The 17,113-nt window shown below is 40.2% G+C and carries 16 protein-coding genes; 5 read left to right on the forward strand and 11 right to left on the reverse strand.

The window, feature by feature from the left end; all coding sequences use genetic code 11:
- Positions 1-15 precede the first annotated feature (15 nt).
- The 5 genes from RYX56_RS09455 to RYX56_RS09475 all read right to left on the reverse strand — a co-directional run bounded on the left by RYX56_RS09455 (position 16) and on the right by RYX56_RS09475 (position 4,295).
- Positions 16-1,065, reverse strand: coding sequence for an AbrB family transcriptional regulator (locus RYX56_RS09455; protein WP_317121810.1), 1,050 nt, complete (start codon positions 1,063-1,065; stop codon positions 16-18).
- A 72-nt stretch (positions 1,066-1,137) separates the two neighbouring features.
- The gene (locus RYX56_RS09460) at positions 1,138-1,965 is read right to left on the reverse strand and encodes an aldo/keto reductase (RefSeq protein WP_317121811.1); all 828 of its coding nucleotides are present in this window, start codon (positions 1,963-1,965) and stop codon (positions 1,138-1,140) included.
- Between the two features lie 17 nt (positions 1,966-1,982).
- On the reverse strand, positions 1,983-2,639 hold the full coding sequence (gene modB, locus RYX56_RS09465) for a molybdate ABC transporter permease subunit (RefSeq protein ID WP_317121812.1): 657 nt from the start codon (positions 2,637-2,639) through the stop codon (positions 1,983-1,985).
- Between the two features lie 2 nt (positions 2,640-2,641).
- Positions 2,642-3,397, reverse strand: a complete 756-nt coding sequence (modA, locus tag RYX56_RS09470) for a molybdate ABC transporter substrate-binding protein (RefSeq protein ID WP_317121813.1) — start codon at positions 3,395-3,397, stop codon at positions 2,642-2,644.
- A gap of 223 nt (positions 3,398-3,620) precedes the next feature.
- Positions 3,621-4,295 carry a uracil-DNA glycosylase gene (locus RYX56_RS09475; protein WP_317121814.1) on the reverse strand — a complete coding sequence of 225 codons (675 nt, stop codon included), beginning with the start codon at positions 4,293-4,295 and terminating at the stop codon, positions 3,621-3,623.
- 331 nt (positions 4,296-4,626) lie between these two features.
- On the opposite strand from RYX56_RS09475, the gene RYX56_RS09480 reads away from it, so the two are divergent.
- A complete protein-coding gene (locus RYX56_RS09480) occupies positions 4,627-4,761 on the forward strand; it encodes a hypothetical protein (RefSeq protein ID WP_277814310.1) in 135 nt (44 codons plus the stop codon).
- A 196-nt stretch (positions 4,762-4,957) separates the two neighbouring features.
- A complete protein-coding gene (locus RYX56_RS09485) occupies positions 4,958-5,929 on the forward strand; it encodes a S8 family peptidase (protein WP_317121815.1) in 972 nt (323 codons plus the stop codon).
- A 46-nt stretch (positions 5,930-5,975) separates the two neighbouring features.
- On the opposite strand, the gene RYX56_RS09490 is transcribed toward RYX56_RS09485, so the two are convergent.
- The 4 genes from RYX56_RS09490 to RYX56_RS09505 all read right to left on the reverse strand — a co-directional run bounded on the left by RYX56_RS09490 (position 5,976) and on the right by RYX56_RS09505 (position 11,581).
- Positions 5,976-7,379: a sucrose-specific PTS transporter subunit IIBC gene (locus tag RYX56_RS09490; RefSeq protein ID WP_317121816.1), complete on the reverse strand. Its 1,404-nt coding sequence runs from the start codon at positions 7,377-7,379 to the stop codon at positions 5,976-5,978.
- A 209-nt stretch (positions 7,380-7,588) separates the two neighbouring features.
- Complete coding sequence (locus tag RYX56_RS09495) at positions 7,589-8,302, reverse strand: SDR family oxidoreductase (protein ID WP_317121817.1); 714 nt, start codon at positions 8,300-8,302, stop codon at positions 7,589-7,591.
- A gap of 296 nt (positions 8,303-8,598) precedes the next feature.
- Complete coding sequence (locus RYX56_RS09500; protein ID WP_317121818.1) at positions 8,599-9,969, reverse strand: YjiH family protein; 1,371 nt, start codon at positions 9,967-9,969, stop codon at positions 8,599-8,601.
- Between the two features lie 163 nt (positions 9,970-10,132).
- Positions 10,133-11,581, reverse strand: coding sequence for a glycoside hydrolase family 32 protein (locus tag RYX56_RS09505; RefSeq protein WP_317121819.1), 1,449 nt, complete (start codon positions 11,579-11,581; stop codon positions 10,133-10,135).
- Between the two features lie 200 nt (positions 11,582-11,781).
- Here RYX56_RS09505 and RYX56_RS09510 point away from each other — a divergent pair, with 200 nt between their 5' ends.
- Positions 11,782-12,726 (forward strand): ATP-grasp domain-containing protein, encoded by a 945-nt coding sequence (locus RYX56_RS09510; RefSeq protein WP_317121820.1) that lies wholly within the window; start codon positions 11,782-11,784, stop codon positions 12,724-12,726.
- A gap of 83 nt (positions 12,727-12,809) precedes the next feature.
- On the opposite strand, the gene RYX56_RS09515 is transcribed toward RYX56_RS09510, so the two are convergent.
- Positions 12,810-13,436, reverse strand: coding sequence for an FMN-dependent NADH-azoreductase (locus tag RYX56_RS09515; RefSeq protein ID WP_317121821.1), 627 nt, complete (start codon positions 13,434-13,436; stop codon positions 12,810-12,812).
- A 236-nt stretch (positions 13,437-13,672) separates the two neighbouring features.
- On the opposite strand from RYX56_RS09515, the gene pdxK reads away from it, so the two are divergent.
- Positions 13,673-14,476 (forward strand): pyridoxine/pyridoxal/pyridoxamine kinase, encoded by an 804-nt coding sequence (pdxK, locus tag RYX56_RS09520; protein ID WP_047972574.1) that lies wholly within the window; start codon positions 13,673-13,675, stop codon positions 14,474-14,476.
- 60 nt (positions 14,477-14,536) lie between these two features.
- The gene (rarD, locus tag RYX56_RS09525; RefSeq protein ID WP_317121822.1) at positions 14,537-15,475 is read left to right on the forward strand and encodes an EamA family transporter RarD; all 939 of its coding nucleotides are present in this window, start codon (positions 14,537-14,539) and stop codon (positions 15,473-15,475) included.
- A gap of 45 nt (positions 15,476-15,520) precedes the next feature.
- On the opposite strand, the gene glnA is transcribed toward rarD, so the two are convergent.
- A complete protein-coding gene (glnA, locus tag RYX56_RS09530) occupies positions 15,521-16,882 on the reverse strand; it encodes a type I glutamate--ammonia ligase (protein ID WP_317121823.1) in 1,362 nt (453 codons plus the stop codon).
- Between the last annotated feature and the right edge of the window lie 231 nt (positions 16,883-17,113).

A 17,113-nucleotide genomic window follows, 5' to 3' on the forward strand; every position in this document is an offset into this window, starting at 1 on the left:
AGCAACCCACCGTGATTATGAATCACGGTGGGTTTTTGGCATATGGTTAACAGCAAACCATTTTATTAAAAATGGGAGGGCAAGAAATAAGGCTAGAACCCTTAACATCTGAAGTGTAGCCACCATGGTTGGCTCTATCGCTAAAGCCGTGGCAGTTGAAGCCATTTCAGCTGCGCCTGCAGGTACAATGCTTAACAGGCTGATCGAATAATGAATGGGTGTTAGCAAAAAGAATATTGTTGCTAATCCAAAGCTCATCAGAAAGTACAAGCTAAGAGTAGCCGCACTAATACGTCCTACCCGTTTAATCTCATGAAACGTTTCTTTATCAAAGCGCATACCAATAATCGCCCCCATCAATGCTTGAGCCAGCCCTGTTACAAAAAAAGGCATATCTGATGATGGGAGGACCCATTGATGAGCAATAAACCCTAAAGCAATGGCAAAAAACAAAGCAGAACCAGGAAATTTCACTTTGGTACCTAACCAAAGGGTTAAAAAAACGATGACCACTAATGCACTAATCGCTAAACCTCCACCAATTAAGGAAACATTAGTTGAAGTGAAAACAGGATTTACCACTGGATGGCTTAGCCCTACAATAAAAGGTATAAAGAGCACAAATAACGTAATTCTCGTCGTATGAAAGGCTGCTACAAGACGCTGATCAGCTCCGTAATCTTTGCTAAGCGCGATCACTTCAGACGCACCCCCTGGCAAACAACAGAAAAAGGCCGTATTAGGGTGAAGTCCTGAATAGCGTAGGAGAAAACGCCCTAATAAGATCCCTCCAATAATCGTTAATACAAGAGTAATTAAAAAAGGACCGACCAACATATGATAGGTGAGAAATTGCTCAGGTACGACCATATATCCAATGTTCCCTCCGATAATCGCTAAAGAAATCTTAAATAATTGGTCGGAGAAGATGAGCTTCTTAACATAAAAAGCACAGATAATTCCGGTTAATAATGAGCCTAGCAACCACCCTGCCGGAACATTCAACAAGGCGAATATCGCTCCAACAATTGTTGCAACAAATAGAAAGAGTGTCTTTTGCATCATATGGCCATCCCCCCTTTCTTAGTCATAAAGCTAAAAGCCTTCACGATAGAGAGCGGAAGGCTTTTAAACAAATTATAATTCAAATGTGTCTGGGTCAGGACCGTAGCGCTTATCTTGATTTAACTGATCGAGTTGTCGAATTTCATCTACCGATAACTCAAAATCAAAGATTAAGCTATTTTCGACGATTCTTTGTGGTGTAACTGATTTTGGGATCGTGACCACTTGATGCTCGATATTCCAACGTAGAAGAACTTGAGCAGGAGTCTTTCCATGGGCTTCAGCAATTTGCTTCACCGTTAAATCCGTAAAAATATCTCCTTTAGTTAATGGACGCCATGCCTCAACTTGGATCTTATTTTCTCTACAATAAGCACGGACTTTATCTTGAGTAAGATACGGATGGAACTCAATTTGATTAACCATTGGTTTAATCTCAGCCGTTTCCATTAGCTCTTCTAAATGGGATACTTGAAAATTACTTACACCAATGGCACGCACTTTTCCCGCTTTATACAATGTCTCAAGTGCCCGCCATGTCTCCTTGTACTTATCTGCCACTGGCCAATGAACAAGGTATAAGTCAAGCACATCGAGACCAAGCTTACTCATGCTTTTATCAAACGCGGCAAGGGTCTCCTCATACCCTTGATCATCATTCCACACTTTTGTTGTCACAAAAATCTCTTCTCTTGGCACATTGCTTTCCTTAATCGCTTTGCCAACGCCTTCTTCATTAAAATAAAACGACGCTGTATCAATGCTTCTATATCCTGCCTCAAGTGCACTATGAATCGCTTTTTCTACCTCTGTACCGTCTTCAGCTTTGTAGACTCCTAGTCCAAGCCAAGGCATTTTCACTCCATTTGCAAGGGTTGTATAGGCTGTTTTTACATTCATACAATCAACTCCTATAATTATGATTTGTACCATCTAGACAAGAGAATTAAAAAGATAATCGTTGTCGCACTCAAGGCGAGCACCATTAAATGAGCATCCATCATTCGGTTGGCTTGAACAGCATCATAAATCGCAATCGATAAAGTCTGTGTTTTACCTGGGATGTTACCTGCTACCATAATAGTGGCGCCAAATTCACCCATTGCTCGTGCAAAACCTAACACGAGGCCTGCGAGTATTCCTTTGTAAGCGAGAGGAACAATAATCAATTTTAGTAACTGCCAATGTCCAGCTCCATCTAGTTTTGCGGCATCCAATATCCCCTCATCAATTGATTCAAATGAGGCTTGAATCGGCCTAATTAAAAGGGGTAAAGCCGCAATAGCAGCTGCAATGACAGCGGCCTTCCAAGTGAAAATAATCGGCTGTCCAGTTAGGCTCTCGACCCATTGACCGAGTGTACTATTGCGCCCTAAGAGAATGAGCAAATAATAGCCTAATACAGTCGGCGGGACGATTAAAGGTATGGTCACTAGTATCGAGAGCAATTGAGTGAGTTTAGTCTTATAAAAAGCAAACCACCAAGCAAGAAGAACGCCCACTACAAAAGCAAACCCCGTAGCCACTACAGATATTCTAAGTGATAAAAGTAAAGGTGTAAGAATCGTATCCATTATTACGGCGCTTCGAATCCATATTCACTAAGGATTTCTCTTCCTTTTTCACTCATCATATATTCTGCAAATTGTTGACTAAGCTCAAGATTTTCAGATGTACTAGGGATCCCTAAAGCTTGGACAATTTGATTGTGCGTTCTCTCATCAATTAGTTCATAGGGTCTTTCACTGTCGTTCATTAAGGCAAGAGCAACGATTCCTGCATCTGCATTTCCAGATTCAACATATTGATACGCTTGTCTAATATTCTCAGCGTATACTAATTTATCTTGAAGTTCTTCCCATAACCCCCATGATTCCAACGTTTCCTTAGCAGCTTTTCCATACGGAGCATGCTCAGGATTCGCGATTGCGATCGTTTGTACATCAGAATCTGTAAGGCTCTGCTCACCTTCTAATTGAGTATGTTCCTCTGAATAAACCAATACATTGCGACCAATTGCATAGACTTGCTTGGAGTCTAAAACAATTGCACCGCTCTCATTTAATTGATCAATATACGATTCATGTGCCGCTGCAAATAAGTCAAAGGGTGCCCCTTCTAGGATTTGTTGTGTCAACAATCCGGTAGAACCAAATGTAAATTCAACATCAATGTTTGTTTCCTTAGCAAATTCTTCCCCTATTTCTGTTAAAGCATGATACAGGTCAGAGGCAGCCGCTACATATATAGTTTCAGTTGCTTTCTCTTCATTCGCGCATCCAATTATACTAAAAAATGCCAGGAATATCAGTACAGTTAAACTCTGTTTCATAATCGAACCCTTTCCTTAGCCTTTATGTTTTTAAGATAGTGGTGAATGATATTTGAGTGCTTATAAGCTAAGCTACCTTCATCATACTATTCTACCTTTTTGGAAATTTTTTTTGAAGCTTTTCTTCTGTTCCCTAATTGAGCTTTCATTGCTTGAACTCTTACATAAACACTTTTAACCAGATGAAACACCCCCTCAACTAACAATTGAAGGGGTGTTCCGTTTACACGTTTGGCAGTTGCCACTCGATTGGCTCTTCACCTAATTCGACTAACATTCTATTAATCGTTGAAAAGGGACGACTTCCAAAAAAACCACGATGTGCCGAAAAAGGGCTTGGGTGAGGTGCCGTGATGATTCGATGGTGATGCTGTGTGATCCGTTCTTGTTTTGCTTCGGCATGTTTTCCCCAGAGGACAAAAATAACCGGCTGTTCTCGTTCATTTAACAGATCAATAATCCGGTCGGTAAACAACTCCCATCCCCTTCCTTTATGAGAAGCTGCCTGTCCTCCTCTAACCGATAGTACGGTATTTAGTAAGAGAACACCCTGCTCGGCCCACGGGACTAAGTAGCCATTGTTAGGGACTTGGCACCCCAGATCTTCTTTAAGTTCTTTAAACATGTTCAAAAGAGAGGGAGGAATTTTCACACCAGGCTTCACTGAAAAACTAAGACCATGCGCTTGCCCTTCTCCGTGGTAAGGGTCTTGCCCTAGAATTACTACTTTCGTGTCTTTATATGATGTTAGTTGCAACGCTTCAAAAAGATGATGCATAGATGGGTACACGACTTCAGATTGGTACTCACCTTTTAAAAACTCCCTTAGCTCTTTATAATAAGATTGTTCAAATTGATCACTCAATAATTCATTCCAGTCATTTTTTAAAATACTCATGGAATTTAACCTCCAAGTCATACTTACTTGTTGATAGTATAACATGGAGAAAAACGGGTTAGACAAGCATCCCACCTACAAACTAGTAGGAAAGTAATAGGACACTCCTGTCGAATTGTAAGATGAAATAGGAGTAATTTACTGAATAATACAACTATTATTGTAGGAGTTTTACAAACGTGGTACAATCAAAAGTGACATATATTCCATTTTTATCCTTACAATATGAAGCACCTATATGAAGCACCCTATGCAGACTCTTATACCATGAGTCCTACCAGTCGTCTTACTACTGTGTAGGGCTCTTTTTGTAAAAAAGGGGGGGATAGTTGTGATGGTGTTGCTTGAGCAGTTGTTGACGTTGTTCGTTCTTGCTGCCACTTGCTTCTCTACCGTCATGTTAGGAATTAAACATTATAAAGAGATCAGAAAAAAGAAACCTAAAAAGAGAAGACGATTCCCTTGAGGAAATCGCCTATATGAGAAGAATTTTTGCCTACGAATAAAGTATAATACAAATTACACTAATTTATACAGATTATTTTCCGAATTTTCAATTAAAATATAAGTGTATTTATATTGTAAGGGTAAATTGGAAATATGTCGAGTCATTTAATCACATTTCTTTTATTAAATAACCTAAAACTAAAGGGGGAATCACATTGAGTAGAGTAAGCCTTATTCCTTTCAAGGTCGAAAAAGTGCTGAATGATACTAAGGTTGTTCCACCAGGAATTGAGTTAATTGAAGCCCCATCTCTTTGGGAGGCTGGATACTCTGGTGAAGGTACGGTAGTAGCTGTGCTTGATACAGGTTGTGACACGGATCATATTGAATTCAAAGATCAAATTATTGATGGATACAATTTCACAACGGATGATAACGGAGAAGCGACTAACTACGAAGACTATAATGGACATGGCACACATGTATGCGGCACAGTCGCTGCTGCTGAGAACGGAGTGGGAGTGATTGGTGTCGCTCCTAAAGCGAAGCTTCTTGTCATCAAAGTTTTAAGCGGACAAGGATACGGGGATACCAAATGGGTTACTGAGGGCATCCATCACGCCATCAAGTGGAGAGGTCCTAATAATGAAAAGGTTCGCGTGATTTCAATGTCACTTGGTGGACGTATTGATACACCTGAGCTTCACCAGGCCATTAAGCAAGCTGTAGACGAAAATATATTGGTAGTTTGTGCAGCTGGAAATGAAGGAGACGGGAATCACGATACGGATGAGTACGCTTACCCTGGCGCTTATCCGGAAGTGGTTCAAGTCGGTTCAGTTAATTTAGATGAAGAAATCTCTGAGTTTAGTAACACTAATTGTGCCATTGATCTTGTAGCTCCTGGTGAGGAGATTGTCTCCACTTATTTAAACAATGGATATGCCGTACTCTCAGGTACTTCTATGGCCACCCCTCATGTCTCAGGTGCCGCCGCACTTTTAATTGAACAATGTGAAAGAGAATTCGAACGGACACTGACAGAAACAGAATTATTTGCACAATTAATTAAACGAACCGTCTCTCTAAACTTCAGTAGAAGAGCTCAAGGGAGCGGAATTCTCAAACTAACCTCTGGGCTCGTTTCTAAAACTGAAGAGCCGATGATTTCCACGTTAGAAAAATAAAAAAGCCTGACCTGCTCATAATGAGCAGGTCAGGCTTGTTCATTTCTTATTTCTTTTTTTCAGCATCTTCTTTTAATCCAAGAATCCATGTAGCAACAAACGCGCCACCTGCTGCGATTAAAATACCAATGGCATAATTTATAATATTTGCCATTCCAAAAGGTGCTACAATCGCAAACATAGGAATCCCTGTTAATCCGTATGCATTTGTGACAACATTTGTGAATACAACATACGCACCACCTAAGGCACCACCGATTGCCGCTCCGATAAACGGTCGCATAAAGCGCAAGTTAATACCGAAAATAACCGGTTCCGTAATACCAAGGAATGCCGAGAATGAAGCTGGAATAGCAATCTCTTTAATTTTAGGGTTTTTCGTTAAGAAGAATACCGCAAGACCGGCTCCCCCTTGTGCCACATTTGCCATTGCCCAGATTGGTAGTAGGAAGTTAACTCCAAAGTCAGCAATAAGTGCTGCTTCGATTGCGTGGAAGCTGTGATGTACTCCTGTAATGACAATCGTCGAGTATAACCCACCAAAGATCAGACCAGCAAAAAGGCCAGCTGTGTTGTAAATATAATCAAGACTCCATGTTAAGCCATTTCCAATCAGTGTTCCAAGAGGTCCAACAAATAGCATTGCAATAAACCCTGTTAAAATTACTGTAACAAATGGAGTAACTAATAGATCAATTGCATTTGGTACTACTTTTCGTACGCCACGTTCAATCTTACTCATGATATAGACTACGAGTAAAATCGGAATAACCGTTCCTTGATAACCAAGTAAATCAACATTCATGCCAATAAATTGGATTGTTTCCGGTTCTGCATCAGCCAAAGTCCACGGATTTAATAGTGCCGGGTGAGTCATAATTCCACCAAGTACAGCGCCAAGGTAAGGATTGGCACCAAACTCTTTTGCTGCACTAAAACCAATTAATATAGGCAAGATGATAAAAGCAGCGCTTGAGAACATATCAAGAAATAGAATCCATGGGCTATCAGGTGGCACTAGTTCAAATGCCTGCATCATTCCCAGTAGACCCATCAAAAGACCACTCGCAACAATTGCCGGGATAATAGGCACAAAGATATTCGATAAAGTTCTAGCAATTCTAGCAAGAGGATTCATCTTCTTTTTGGCTGCTTGGGCATGATCAACCTGCTTCTCTCCACCATCTGTATCTTTTGAGCCGACGCCAGTCAACTGAGCAAATTCAGCATACACTTTATTAACAAGACCTGTTCCAAAAATAACTTGGTATTGTCCTGAAGCTTTGAAAACACCCTTTACTCCTTCTAACTCTTCAATTTCTTCTTTATTAGGCTTATCGTCGTCATTTAAAACGATTCGAAGTCGGGTTGCACAATGGGTAGCACTAACAACATTGTCGGCTCCACCTAGTAACTCAACAAGCTCGTGGGCTACTTTTTTTGTATCCATCTCTTTTCCTCCTCAAATGAAAATCTCTATAGTTTTTGTATAAGCAGAATCATTATCCAAAGAATGCAAAAAAAGACCTAAAATGGCCAAGGTTTACGTATTTAGGTAGACGTATCCCATTGGTTCATTTTAGGTCTTGCCTGCTTTATCAGTAACAATCCCGCTTATTATGTTTTCGCTTACATTTTACCCGCTTTGGTTCGTTTTCGTCAAATGGTTTGTTTACTTTTTGGTTTTTTATTTCGAATCACGATCTCATCAACAGAAAGATTGGATCTCTCTTCTAAATTATGGATAATGATCTCTGCAATATCATCCGGACGCATCAAAGTTTTCCTCTTTTCCTCATTGAAAATCCCATCCCAAAAAGGTGTATCCATACCACCCATATAAATGCCACTCACACGAATCATCGTATCTGCTAGTTCAGCTTGCAAGCTTTCCGTAAAACCACGTACAGCAAATTTACTTGCGACGTAACCTGATTCATTTGCTTTCCCTTGAAGTCCTGCAGTTGAGACGACCGAAACAATCGTTCCCTTATTACGTGTTTTCATCTTGGGTAAGACTGCTTGTGTACAATAGATCGTTCCTTTGACATTGACATCTAGCATCGTACTAATCTCTTCTTCTTGTAGGTCTTCTGCTAAACCGAAGTAGCCAACCCCTGCATTATTAATCAGCATATCAATAGAGCCATACTCGTTTTCAATTTCTTGAAATACGTTTGCCACATCTGTCTTGGTTGTAATATCTAAAGAGTGGATTGAATAGCTGCCCACTGTATTCTCCACCACTTTTTCAAGTGTTGTATTCGATCTTCCTAATAAACATACATGTGCATCCTGTTTCAAATATTGCTTTGCTAGTGCAGCACCTAAGCCACTACTTGCCCCTGTTATCGCAATGATTTGTTTTGTCATATTGACCACCTACTTATCATTTGATAGTGAATGTCTGTCAATTAGAGAGGCTGGGACAACAGTATTTTAACTAATGGAAAATCGAACATTACTGATGCGGTCTAGTTATACCGCTCCTGAAATATACTTCGCTTTCCGCGGGAAGCTGGTGAGCCTCCTCGTGCTATGCACTGTGGGGTCTCACCTCTGCTTTTCATCCCGCAGGAGGTCTACGTATATTTCATCCGCTCATTTAGCGCTTCGTTCGTATCTTGAGTTAAACCTCTAGATATGTCCCAGCCCTCTTCATCATTTCATTAGAAAATTAAATGGGCCATTAACACAACGACCGGCAATGTAATTAGTGTACGCTCAATAAAAATAATTACTAGGTCAAAAAACTTAACAGGTAGCTTTGATGCAAGCAATAAGCCACCAATCTCAGACATGTAAATCAGCTGAGTAACTGATACACAGGCAATAATAAAGCGAGTCATTTCACTTTCAATACCACTACCAATAATGGCTGGTAAGAACATATCGGCAAAGCCAATAACCATTGTTTGCGCTGCTTCTGTCGCTTCTGGAACTTGCATAAGCTGAAGAAGTGGAATAAATGGTGCCCCTAACCATTGGAAAATGGGTGTGTATTCCGCAACGACAAGAGCAATTGTTCCAAGCGCCATAACAACTGGAATGACACCTAACCACATATCAAGTACATTTTTCAATCCGCCACTTACATTTTTAGCAACACCATTATTCGTTGTTGCACGAGTTAATGCTTGCTCTAATCCTGATTTAAACGAAGCAATAAAGCTTTGTTTCTCTTCTGTTGCATCAAATTTCTTTTCTGTAATATACGTATCTGCCTTTCTTGATAAAGGGGGGATACGCGGGCAAATAACAGCCGCTACAAAACCAGCAAGTACAATTGTGCCGTAATATTGTAAGAATAAGTGCTCTAAACTCATGTACGTTAAAATAACTATACTAAATGTGATCGAAACGACCGAGAATGTTGTTCCAATAACTGCTGCTTCACGCTTTGTATAATAGCCATCCTCATACTGCTTGTTCGTAAGTAATACGCCGATCGTACCGTCTCCCATCCAAGAAGCCATACAATCAATCGATGATCGACCAGGAAGGGTAAATAAAGGACGCATGATGCGGTTTAACACCGATCCAACTAACTCCATTAAGCCAAAGTTCATTAATAAAGGTAAGAAGAATCCGGCAAAAAGAAAGACTGAGAACAAGATTGGAATGAGTTCAAAAAGCAATAAACCACCTGTATCTTCAGACCAAATGAATTCAGGTCCCCACTCCATTAGTGTAAGAACCGCAAACAATACTCCGACTGCACGGATAATCGTCCAAGTCCAACCTACATCAAATAAAGCTTGTGCCATTTGACTTTTCTTTACGAAAGCAGGCTTTATTGCCACAACGATAACCGTCATAATGACCGATAGAATAAGTAAAATAGTCATCCATAACGGAAGCACATCTATGAGCGCCTCTTCTAGAATTCCTGCAAGAAAAGCAACAGGAATCGTGATCTCCTCATTAATGACGAGAGGAGTCATAAAAAGTAAAATACCGATTAAAGAAGGAAGGATGAAGGCTAAATAATGCTTAGCTGTAAATCTCTTCTTTCCTTTCACCTGTTTATACGAATCCATACTATCCCTCATTTCAACCAACTAATTTCTAGTATGACCTAAAACCATGATGAGTGATCAATCATCTCATCGTATAAATATGCTTTTATTACAAAGAAAAAAGTCTACACATTGACCCTTGCTACGGTTGTGTAGACTTTGTGCGTTTAGTTGTCATACTAGCTTAGTATAACATCCAACCTCTCAATTGAACAGATGCAGCTTGTCCCGACTTAAAGGTAATACTTTTCTCCTCAACGTCAGGATAGATACGGGCTGTGAAAACTTCTTCTCCATCATTAATGAAAATCTCAATGGTTGAAGAGTCTAAAAATACCCTTAAATTACGAAGCTCTTCTAGTTGACAATGACGCTCTTCAATCGTCTTTCCATCAACAAAGCTAATACGTGTTAATGTAAAGCTTTTGTTCTCAGCGGAGTAAATAATCGATGCATGATTACGTATGTCAATGGTAATCGGTCCTGTTGGCTGTTCTTCTAATTTAAGCTCAAACTCTAAACGCTCTCCTTCAATCCCAACAAAAGCTTGCTCCGTTTCATTTAGTATGACATCAGGATAGCTTACCTCGTCGTGTCGAAGTTTCTTCAATTCGTCCACTGGTAATTGAAGAAGCTTACCATCTCGCACGCGAAGTTCCCGAGGCAGCGTCATGGCATGAATCCACTTATGTTCAATGGTTGGATGATCTTCTTCCCGCTCTTCAGGAATACCAAGCCATCCAAATAAGATTCTCCGTCCTTTATCATCCAGAGTCGTTTGCGGTGCATAAAACTCAAAGCCGCGATCCATCTCAATAAATTCACCATGGTTATAGCGCACATTTTCGTAATCCATTTTCCCAATAAAATAACCAGCTTGATAAATATTGTTATATAATATTCCGTCAGCTTCTATTCCTTGAGGTGAGAAAATAAATACATCTTCACCATCAAGTTCAAACAAGTCCGGACACTCCCACATGTAACCGAAATCCTCTAATGATCCCATATGAGCTCCCGCAATAGCACCAAGATGTTTCCAATCATAGAGGTCCGAGGAACGAAGAAGAGCGACTTTACCTGTCAGCTCCTTACTTTGGGCACCTACCACCATATAGTAGTATTCACCGTGCTTCCATACTTTCGGGTCACGAAAATGAGCTGTATAGTCCTCCGGGAGTTCCACGACAACTCCTTTTTTCTCAAAAGTGTAGCCATCACGAGACTCCACAAGCACTTGGTAGCTCTCACGTTGGTTGTTTTCATCCTTCACGTTCCCTGTGTAGAATAAGTACATTTTCCCTTCATGCTCTATGGCACTCCCGGAGTAACAACCATTTTTATCAAACCAATCACTTGGAGCAAGAGCTATCTCATGATGATCCCAATGAACCAAATCCTCTGATGTATAATGTCCCCAGAATTTCGCACCATGGCCTGTACTAAAAGGATTCCATTGATAAAACAGGTGATACACTCCGTTAAATTGGATAAAGCCATTCGGGTCATTTAATAATCCGACTGGTGGCATGAGATGATACCCTAATCGAAAATGGTCCTCCTCTACCGTAGCTTTATATTTTTCTACTTCTTTATAAGCAGCCTCGCGTAATTGTTTGTCACGATCTATCATCTAGCATCGTCTCCTTTTTGAACCGTTTAATCACTAAGTCAATCTTCTATGCGTTATCGTATCGCAGAGCGAGTTGAGGTGCAACTTCTTCCTTTTACTTTATTCGTATCTCCAAGCAAGCTATTACCTTATCTTCTAGATATACGTTATAATACACATATCTTATAAGATTAATAAGGATTAATGAGAGGAGCTTTTTGATGAACGCTAAAATATACGTTATTCATGAAAATGATGAGTGGACTGAGCCACTTCAGAAAGAGTTAGAAGTACTTGGTTACCCGTTTGAAACATGGCACCTTGACCAAGGAAACATCGATCTTACAAAAGAGCCTCCTAAAGGCATTTTCTATAATCGTATGAGTGCCTCTTCTCATACACGAGAGCACCGTTTTGCCCCTGAATTTACTGGCGCCGTTCTTGATTGGTTAGAGGCTCATGGGCGAGTCGTACTTAATACGAGCCGCGCCCTAAAGCTTGAAGTTAGTAAAGTCGCTCAATATACATCACTTGAAGCCTTTGGAATTGAAACTCCGAAAACTCTTGTAGCTGTCGGGAAAGAACATATTTTAAAAGCTGCAGAATCTTTTAAAGATGAGTCTTTCATTACAAAGCACAACCGTGCAGGTAAAGGACTTGGCGTGCAGTTATTTGATAACCATGAAGCTTTGAAGAAATATGTTGAGGGACCAACCTTTGAAGAACCGGTTGATGGCATCACCCTTTTGCAGCAATATATTAAATCATCTGATTCGACGATTACTCGTTGTGAATTTATTGGTGGTAGATTCTTTTATGCTGTAGAAGTAGATACATCAGAAGGGTTTGAGCTATGCCCAGCGGACGCTTGCCAAATTGGGGATGCCTTTTGCCCTACAACGGAGCAACCACGTGATAAATTCACAATCATTAAGGACTTCGATGATCCAATTATTTATAAATACGAGGCATTCTTACTTGCCAATGACATTCATTTTGCAGGCATTGAATTTATACGTGATGCCCAAGGGAATTTGTACACTTACGACGTAAATACAAACACGAACTATAATCCAGACGCAGAGCAAAAAGCCGATATGTATGGAATGAAAGAAATTGCTAAAGAGTTAGCTGCTCAACTTGAATCAGCGTATCAGCTTTCATAAACAAAAATCCTGGTCATCTAAGTGATGAACCAGGATTTTTTTGGATCTATTTTATTTCACAAAGCTGACGCTGAGGAAAAAGATTAAAAGGCTTTAGCTGTTTTTCTTACTTCTTCTAACCCGTCTGCAATGATTGTTTCTGCTTGATCAGGCATTTGGTTATGACCTTCGATGACTACAGTTGAAAGTTGCTCAACGCCCCAGAATCCCATCACATTACGCATATAATTCATTGACATTTCAAGCTGTGCCGTTGGTCCATTTGAATAGATACCACCACGAGCGTTAAGTAATGCCACTTTTTTATCGCCCATTAGACCAAGAGGACCTTCTGGTGTGTATTTAAACGTTTTGCCCGCTCGACTTAAGTAATCTATATACGTATGAAGAGCTGCTGGAATTGTAAAGTTCCATAGTGGGAAAGCAAATACAACTTTGTCCGCATCAATAAATTGCTCAAGATAACGATCCGACGTTTCTCTTGCTGCATCTTCCTCAGGAGTTGTCGCAATTTGTTGGAGTGGCTTGAATAATCCATTTAACATATCTGCATTTAAATACGGCAGATTTTCAGCGTACAAGTCTAATTCTACAATTTCATCTTCTGGGTTTTCTTGTTTATAAGTAGAGAGGAACTCTTCATACATCTTGACACTAACTGATTCCTCTTTTGTTCTTGGATTTCCTTTTACAAATAATACAGTAGCCATTTCTGATCTCTCTCCTTTTGTAATAAATAAGTAAACTTTCTATACTTTTTTGTTTACTTACTAAAGTATAGTTACGATTTTTTAATACGTCAACTAATTAGCTCACTAGCCTGTAGATTATTTTTCCCAAATATCAAGATTTCATCATTTAACTCTTTAGTGCAATCCCGTATAATGGAGAACAAGCAAATCGACTATATTAGGCAAGACCTATACAGAAAAGGGAGTGGACATCTATGACAATGAAAAAAGCATTAACCGTTGCAGGTTCAGATACAAGCGGAGGAGCAGGATTACAAGCAGATCTAAAAACCTTTCAAGAGCTAGGTGTTTACGGAATGAATGCCTTAACCGTTGTGGTAGCCCAGGATCCTCATAACAACTGGAATCATGAAGTGTTCCCACAAGATGTTGGACAATTAGAGAAACAAATGGAGACGGTATTAGCAGGTATTGGAATCGATGCTGCTAAAACAGGAATGCTCGGACGCACGGAGATTATTGAGCTTGTTGCCAAAAAAGTGGACCAATATCAAATCTCTAACTTTGTAGTTGATCCCGTAATGGTGTGTAAAGGAGCAGATGAAGCTCTAAATCCGGAAACAGATGCTTGTTTACGTGATGTGCTTGTTCCAAAGGCACTAGTTGTCACACCTAACTTATTTGAAGCCGGTCAACTTAGTGGACATGGATCGATTACTACAATCGGAGAAATGAAAGAAGCAGCCGCGACAATTGCCGAACTAGGAGCGAAGCACGTTGTCGTAAAAGGTGGAAGTAAACTTGATCATGATAAAGCAGTAGATGTTTATTTTGACGGTGAAGATTTTACTTTACTTGAATCTGAAAAAATTGATACAACTTTCACTCATGGTGCTGGTTGTACGTTTGCAGCAGCTATTACAGCGGAACTTGCAAAAGGAAAATCAGTAAAAGAGGCCATTCATACAGCTAAAGATTTTGTAAACACTGCGATTAAACACTCTTTCCGTTTAAATCAATATGTTGGTCCACTTAAGCATATTGCCAATAGAGGATAGATCGATTCAGGCCTGACTCTTCGTCAGGCCTGCTATATTTATAAGAAAGGCTGTGACATCTTGCAACAGTCGGAACATCGGGTCGGTATGATAGCAGCAATTTTCGCTTACTTATTATGGGGGATCCTTCCGCTTTACTGGAAGCAATTAGAGCATGTGACCCCAGGTGAGGTGCTCGCCTACCGTATCATTTGGTCGCTTGTTTTTATGATTGGCATTCTTGCCCTTCGGAATCAACTTGGCTTTTTTGTGGTAGAAGTTCGGAGGCTACTGACAAGTAAGAAGCAAACTTTCGGCATGATTTTAGCCTCTGTTTTTATTTCAATGAACTGGTTCGTCTTTATTTGGGCGGTGACAAGTGAACGCATGATAGAGGCAAGTCTAGGCTATTACATCAACCCTTTAATTAATGTTTTATTAGCCATGTTTTTTCTTAAAGAACGGTTTACACGCTGGCAAGGGATCTCTTTTGCTCTCGCTTTTACTGGCGTTTCTCTTATGACCGTTTATTATGGCGTTATTCCATATGCTGCCTTTTTACTTGCGTTCACTTTTGGCATTTACGGATTAATGAAGAAAATGGTTAATGTCGGGGCTCTCGTAGGACTTACGATTGAAACGTTGATCATGACACCTTTTGCACTGCTTTATGTATGGCTATTTCATTCATCGACTTTAAATCTAGCAACCTATTCAATAGAGACATGGGGCCTCTTAATGGGAGCCGGGGCTGTCACAGCGATTCCCCTTCTGCTCTTCTCAATCGGAGCAAAGCGAATCTCTTTATCTCTTATCGGCTTTTTGCAATACATCGGGCCAACTTTAATGCTGATTATGGGTGTATTTTTATATAACGAACCATTTAGTATCGTTCAGTTGATCGCCTTCCTCTTGATTTGGAGTGGATTGCTCATCTTCACAACCTCTAAGACTCCAGCCTTTCAAAAGGTTACAGCCAAATGGGGGTTCCCGGCAAAAACGAAAGAGAAAAGTATGTAAACAAATAAAAGCACGCAGACCTTTTGGTTTGCGTGCTTTTTCACCTTAAAACTTCGCTTGATATGCTGCCACTTCCCAATCTGAAACCGTGGTACGGAAGTCATCCCACTCGCCACGCTTTAATTCGACATATTCCGTGTAGGCATGCTCACCTAGAGTATTTCGACCAATCTTTCCACTTTCAAAATGATCAAGTGCCGACTCAAGGTTCGTTGGTAGATTTTGAATTCCACGCTCAAAGCATTCTTGACGAGACATGCTGAAAATATCATCATTAATTGCAGGCGGTGCTGTTAACTCACGCTCTACCCCATCAAGGCCAGCTGATGCTACTACCGCAAATGCAAAGTATGGATTAGCTGAAGGATCTGGACAACGAATTTCAACGCGTGTCCCTGCTCCGCGTGTGGCTGGTATACGAATTAATGCTGAACGATTCGATGCTGACCAAGCGATATAGCAAGGAGCTTCATACCCTGGCACCAATCGTTTGTACGAGTTAACAAGTGGATTTGTAACAGCTACAAAATCTTTCACGTTATCAATTAACCCCGCAATAAATTGGTAGGCTGTTTCAGATAAACCAAGCTCATCTGCGTCATCAAAGAAAGCATTCTCTTGTTTCTCAGTGTCAAAAAGTGAGATATTCGTGTGCATTCCACTTCCATTTGCTCCTGCAAGAGGCTTCGGCATAAAAGTTGCGTGTAAGCCGTATTGGCCCGCCACTGTTTTAACAACCCATTTGTAAGTAGTAGCAGCATCAGCCGCGCCTAGAGCATCTGCATATTTAAAATTAATCTCATGTTGACCAATTGCTACCTCGTGGTGAGATGCTTCAATCGTGAAGCCCATTTTCTTTAATGCTTTATAGATCGCTAAACGAACTTTTTCTCCGTTATCTTTAGGCGAAGGTTCAAAATAACCGCCGACATCCTGTGTTTTTAAAGTAGGTTGCCCTTCTTCGTCTGTTTCAAATAGGAAAAACTCAAGCTCAGGTCCAACATTGATTGAATAGCCTTTCTCTTCAGCACGCTTAACTGTTTCCTTTAAAACGTTGCGGGGGTCGCCTAAAAAGTCCGACCCATCAGGCTTTTTTACACTACATAAAAACCTCGCTTCAGAATAGCCATCTTCTTCTGTCCAAGGTAAAACAGCAAATGTATTTAAATCTGGAGTTAGATATAAGTCTGATTGGTTAATAGGAGTAAATCCAGTTATAGACGAGCCATCAAACATCACTTGTCCATTTACTACTTGATCAAGTTGTTCTGACGTCACAGTAACATGCTTTAATGTTCCTTCAATATCAACAAATTGCATATGAAGTAACTCTACATTTTTCGTTTCAATCGTTGCACGAATCTCTTCAATTTGGCTCTCTCTAGTCGGTACAGAAACAGTTGTCATCCCCACACACTTCCTTTTCCTTAAATATTTTCTCTGTTTTTTATTACTTTATGTCGTTGAGTGAATTTTCGCAATACTTACGTTAGATTATCTGACATAGAATATGAGCTCACTAATTTTCCCCATAAAAAAAGGAGCTAGAAAGGAATTCTAGCTCAATGAAAAATGAAAAAAGGTTAAGGGGGTCGTTCTAAAAAATGGATTGCTAGCTGCTACACCCCTACCTTATCA

It is taken from the genome of Alkalihalophilus lindianensis, assembly GCF_032843265.1.
Lineage (GTDB): Bacteria > Bacillota > Bacilli > Bacillales > Bacillaceae_D > Alkalihalophilus > Alkalihalophilus lindianensis.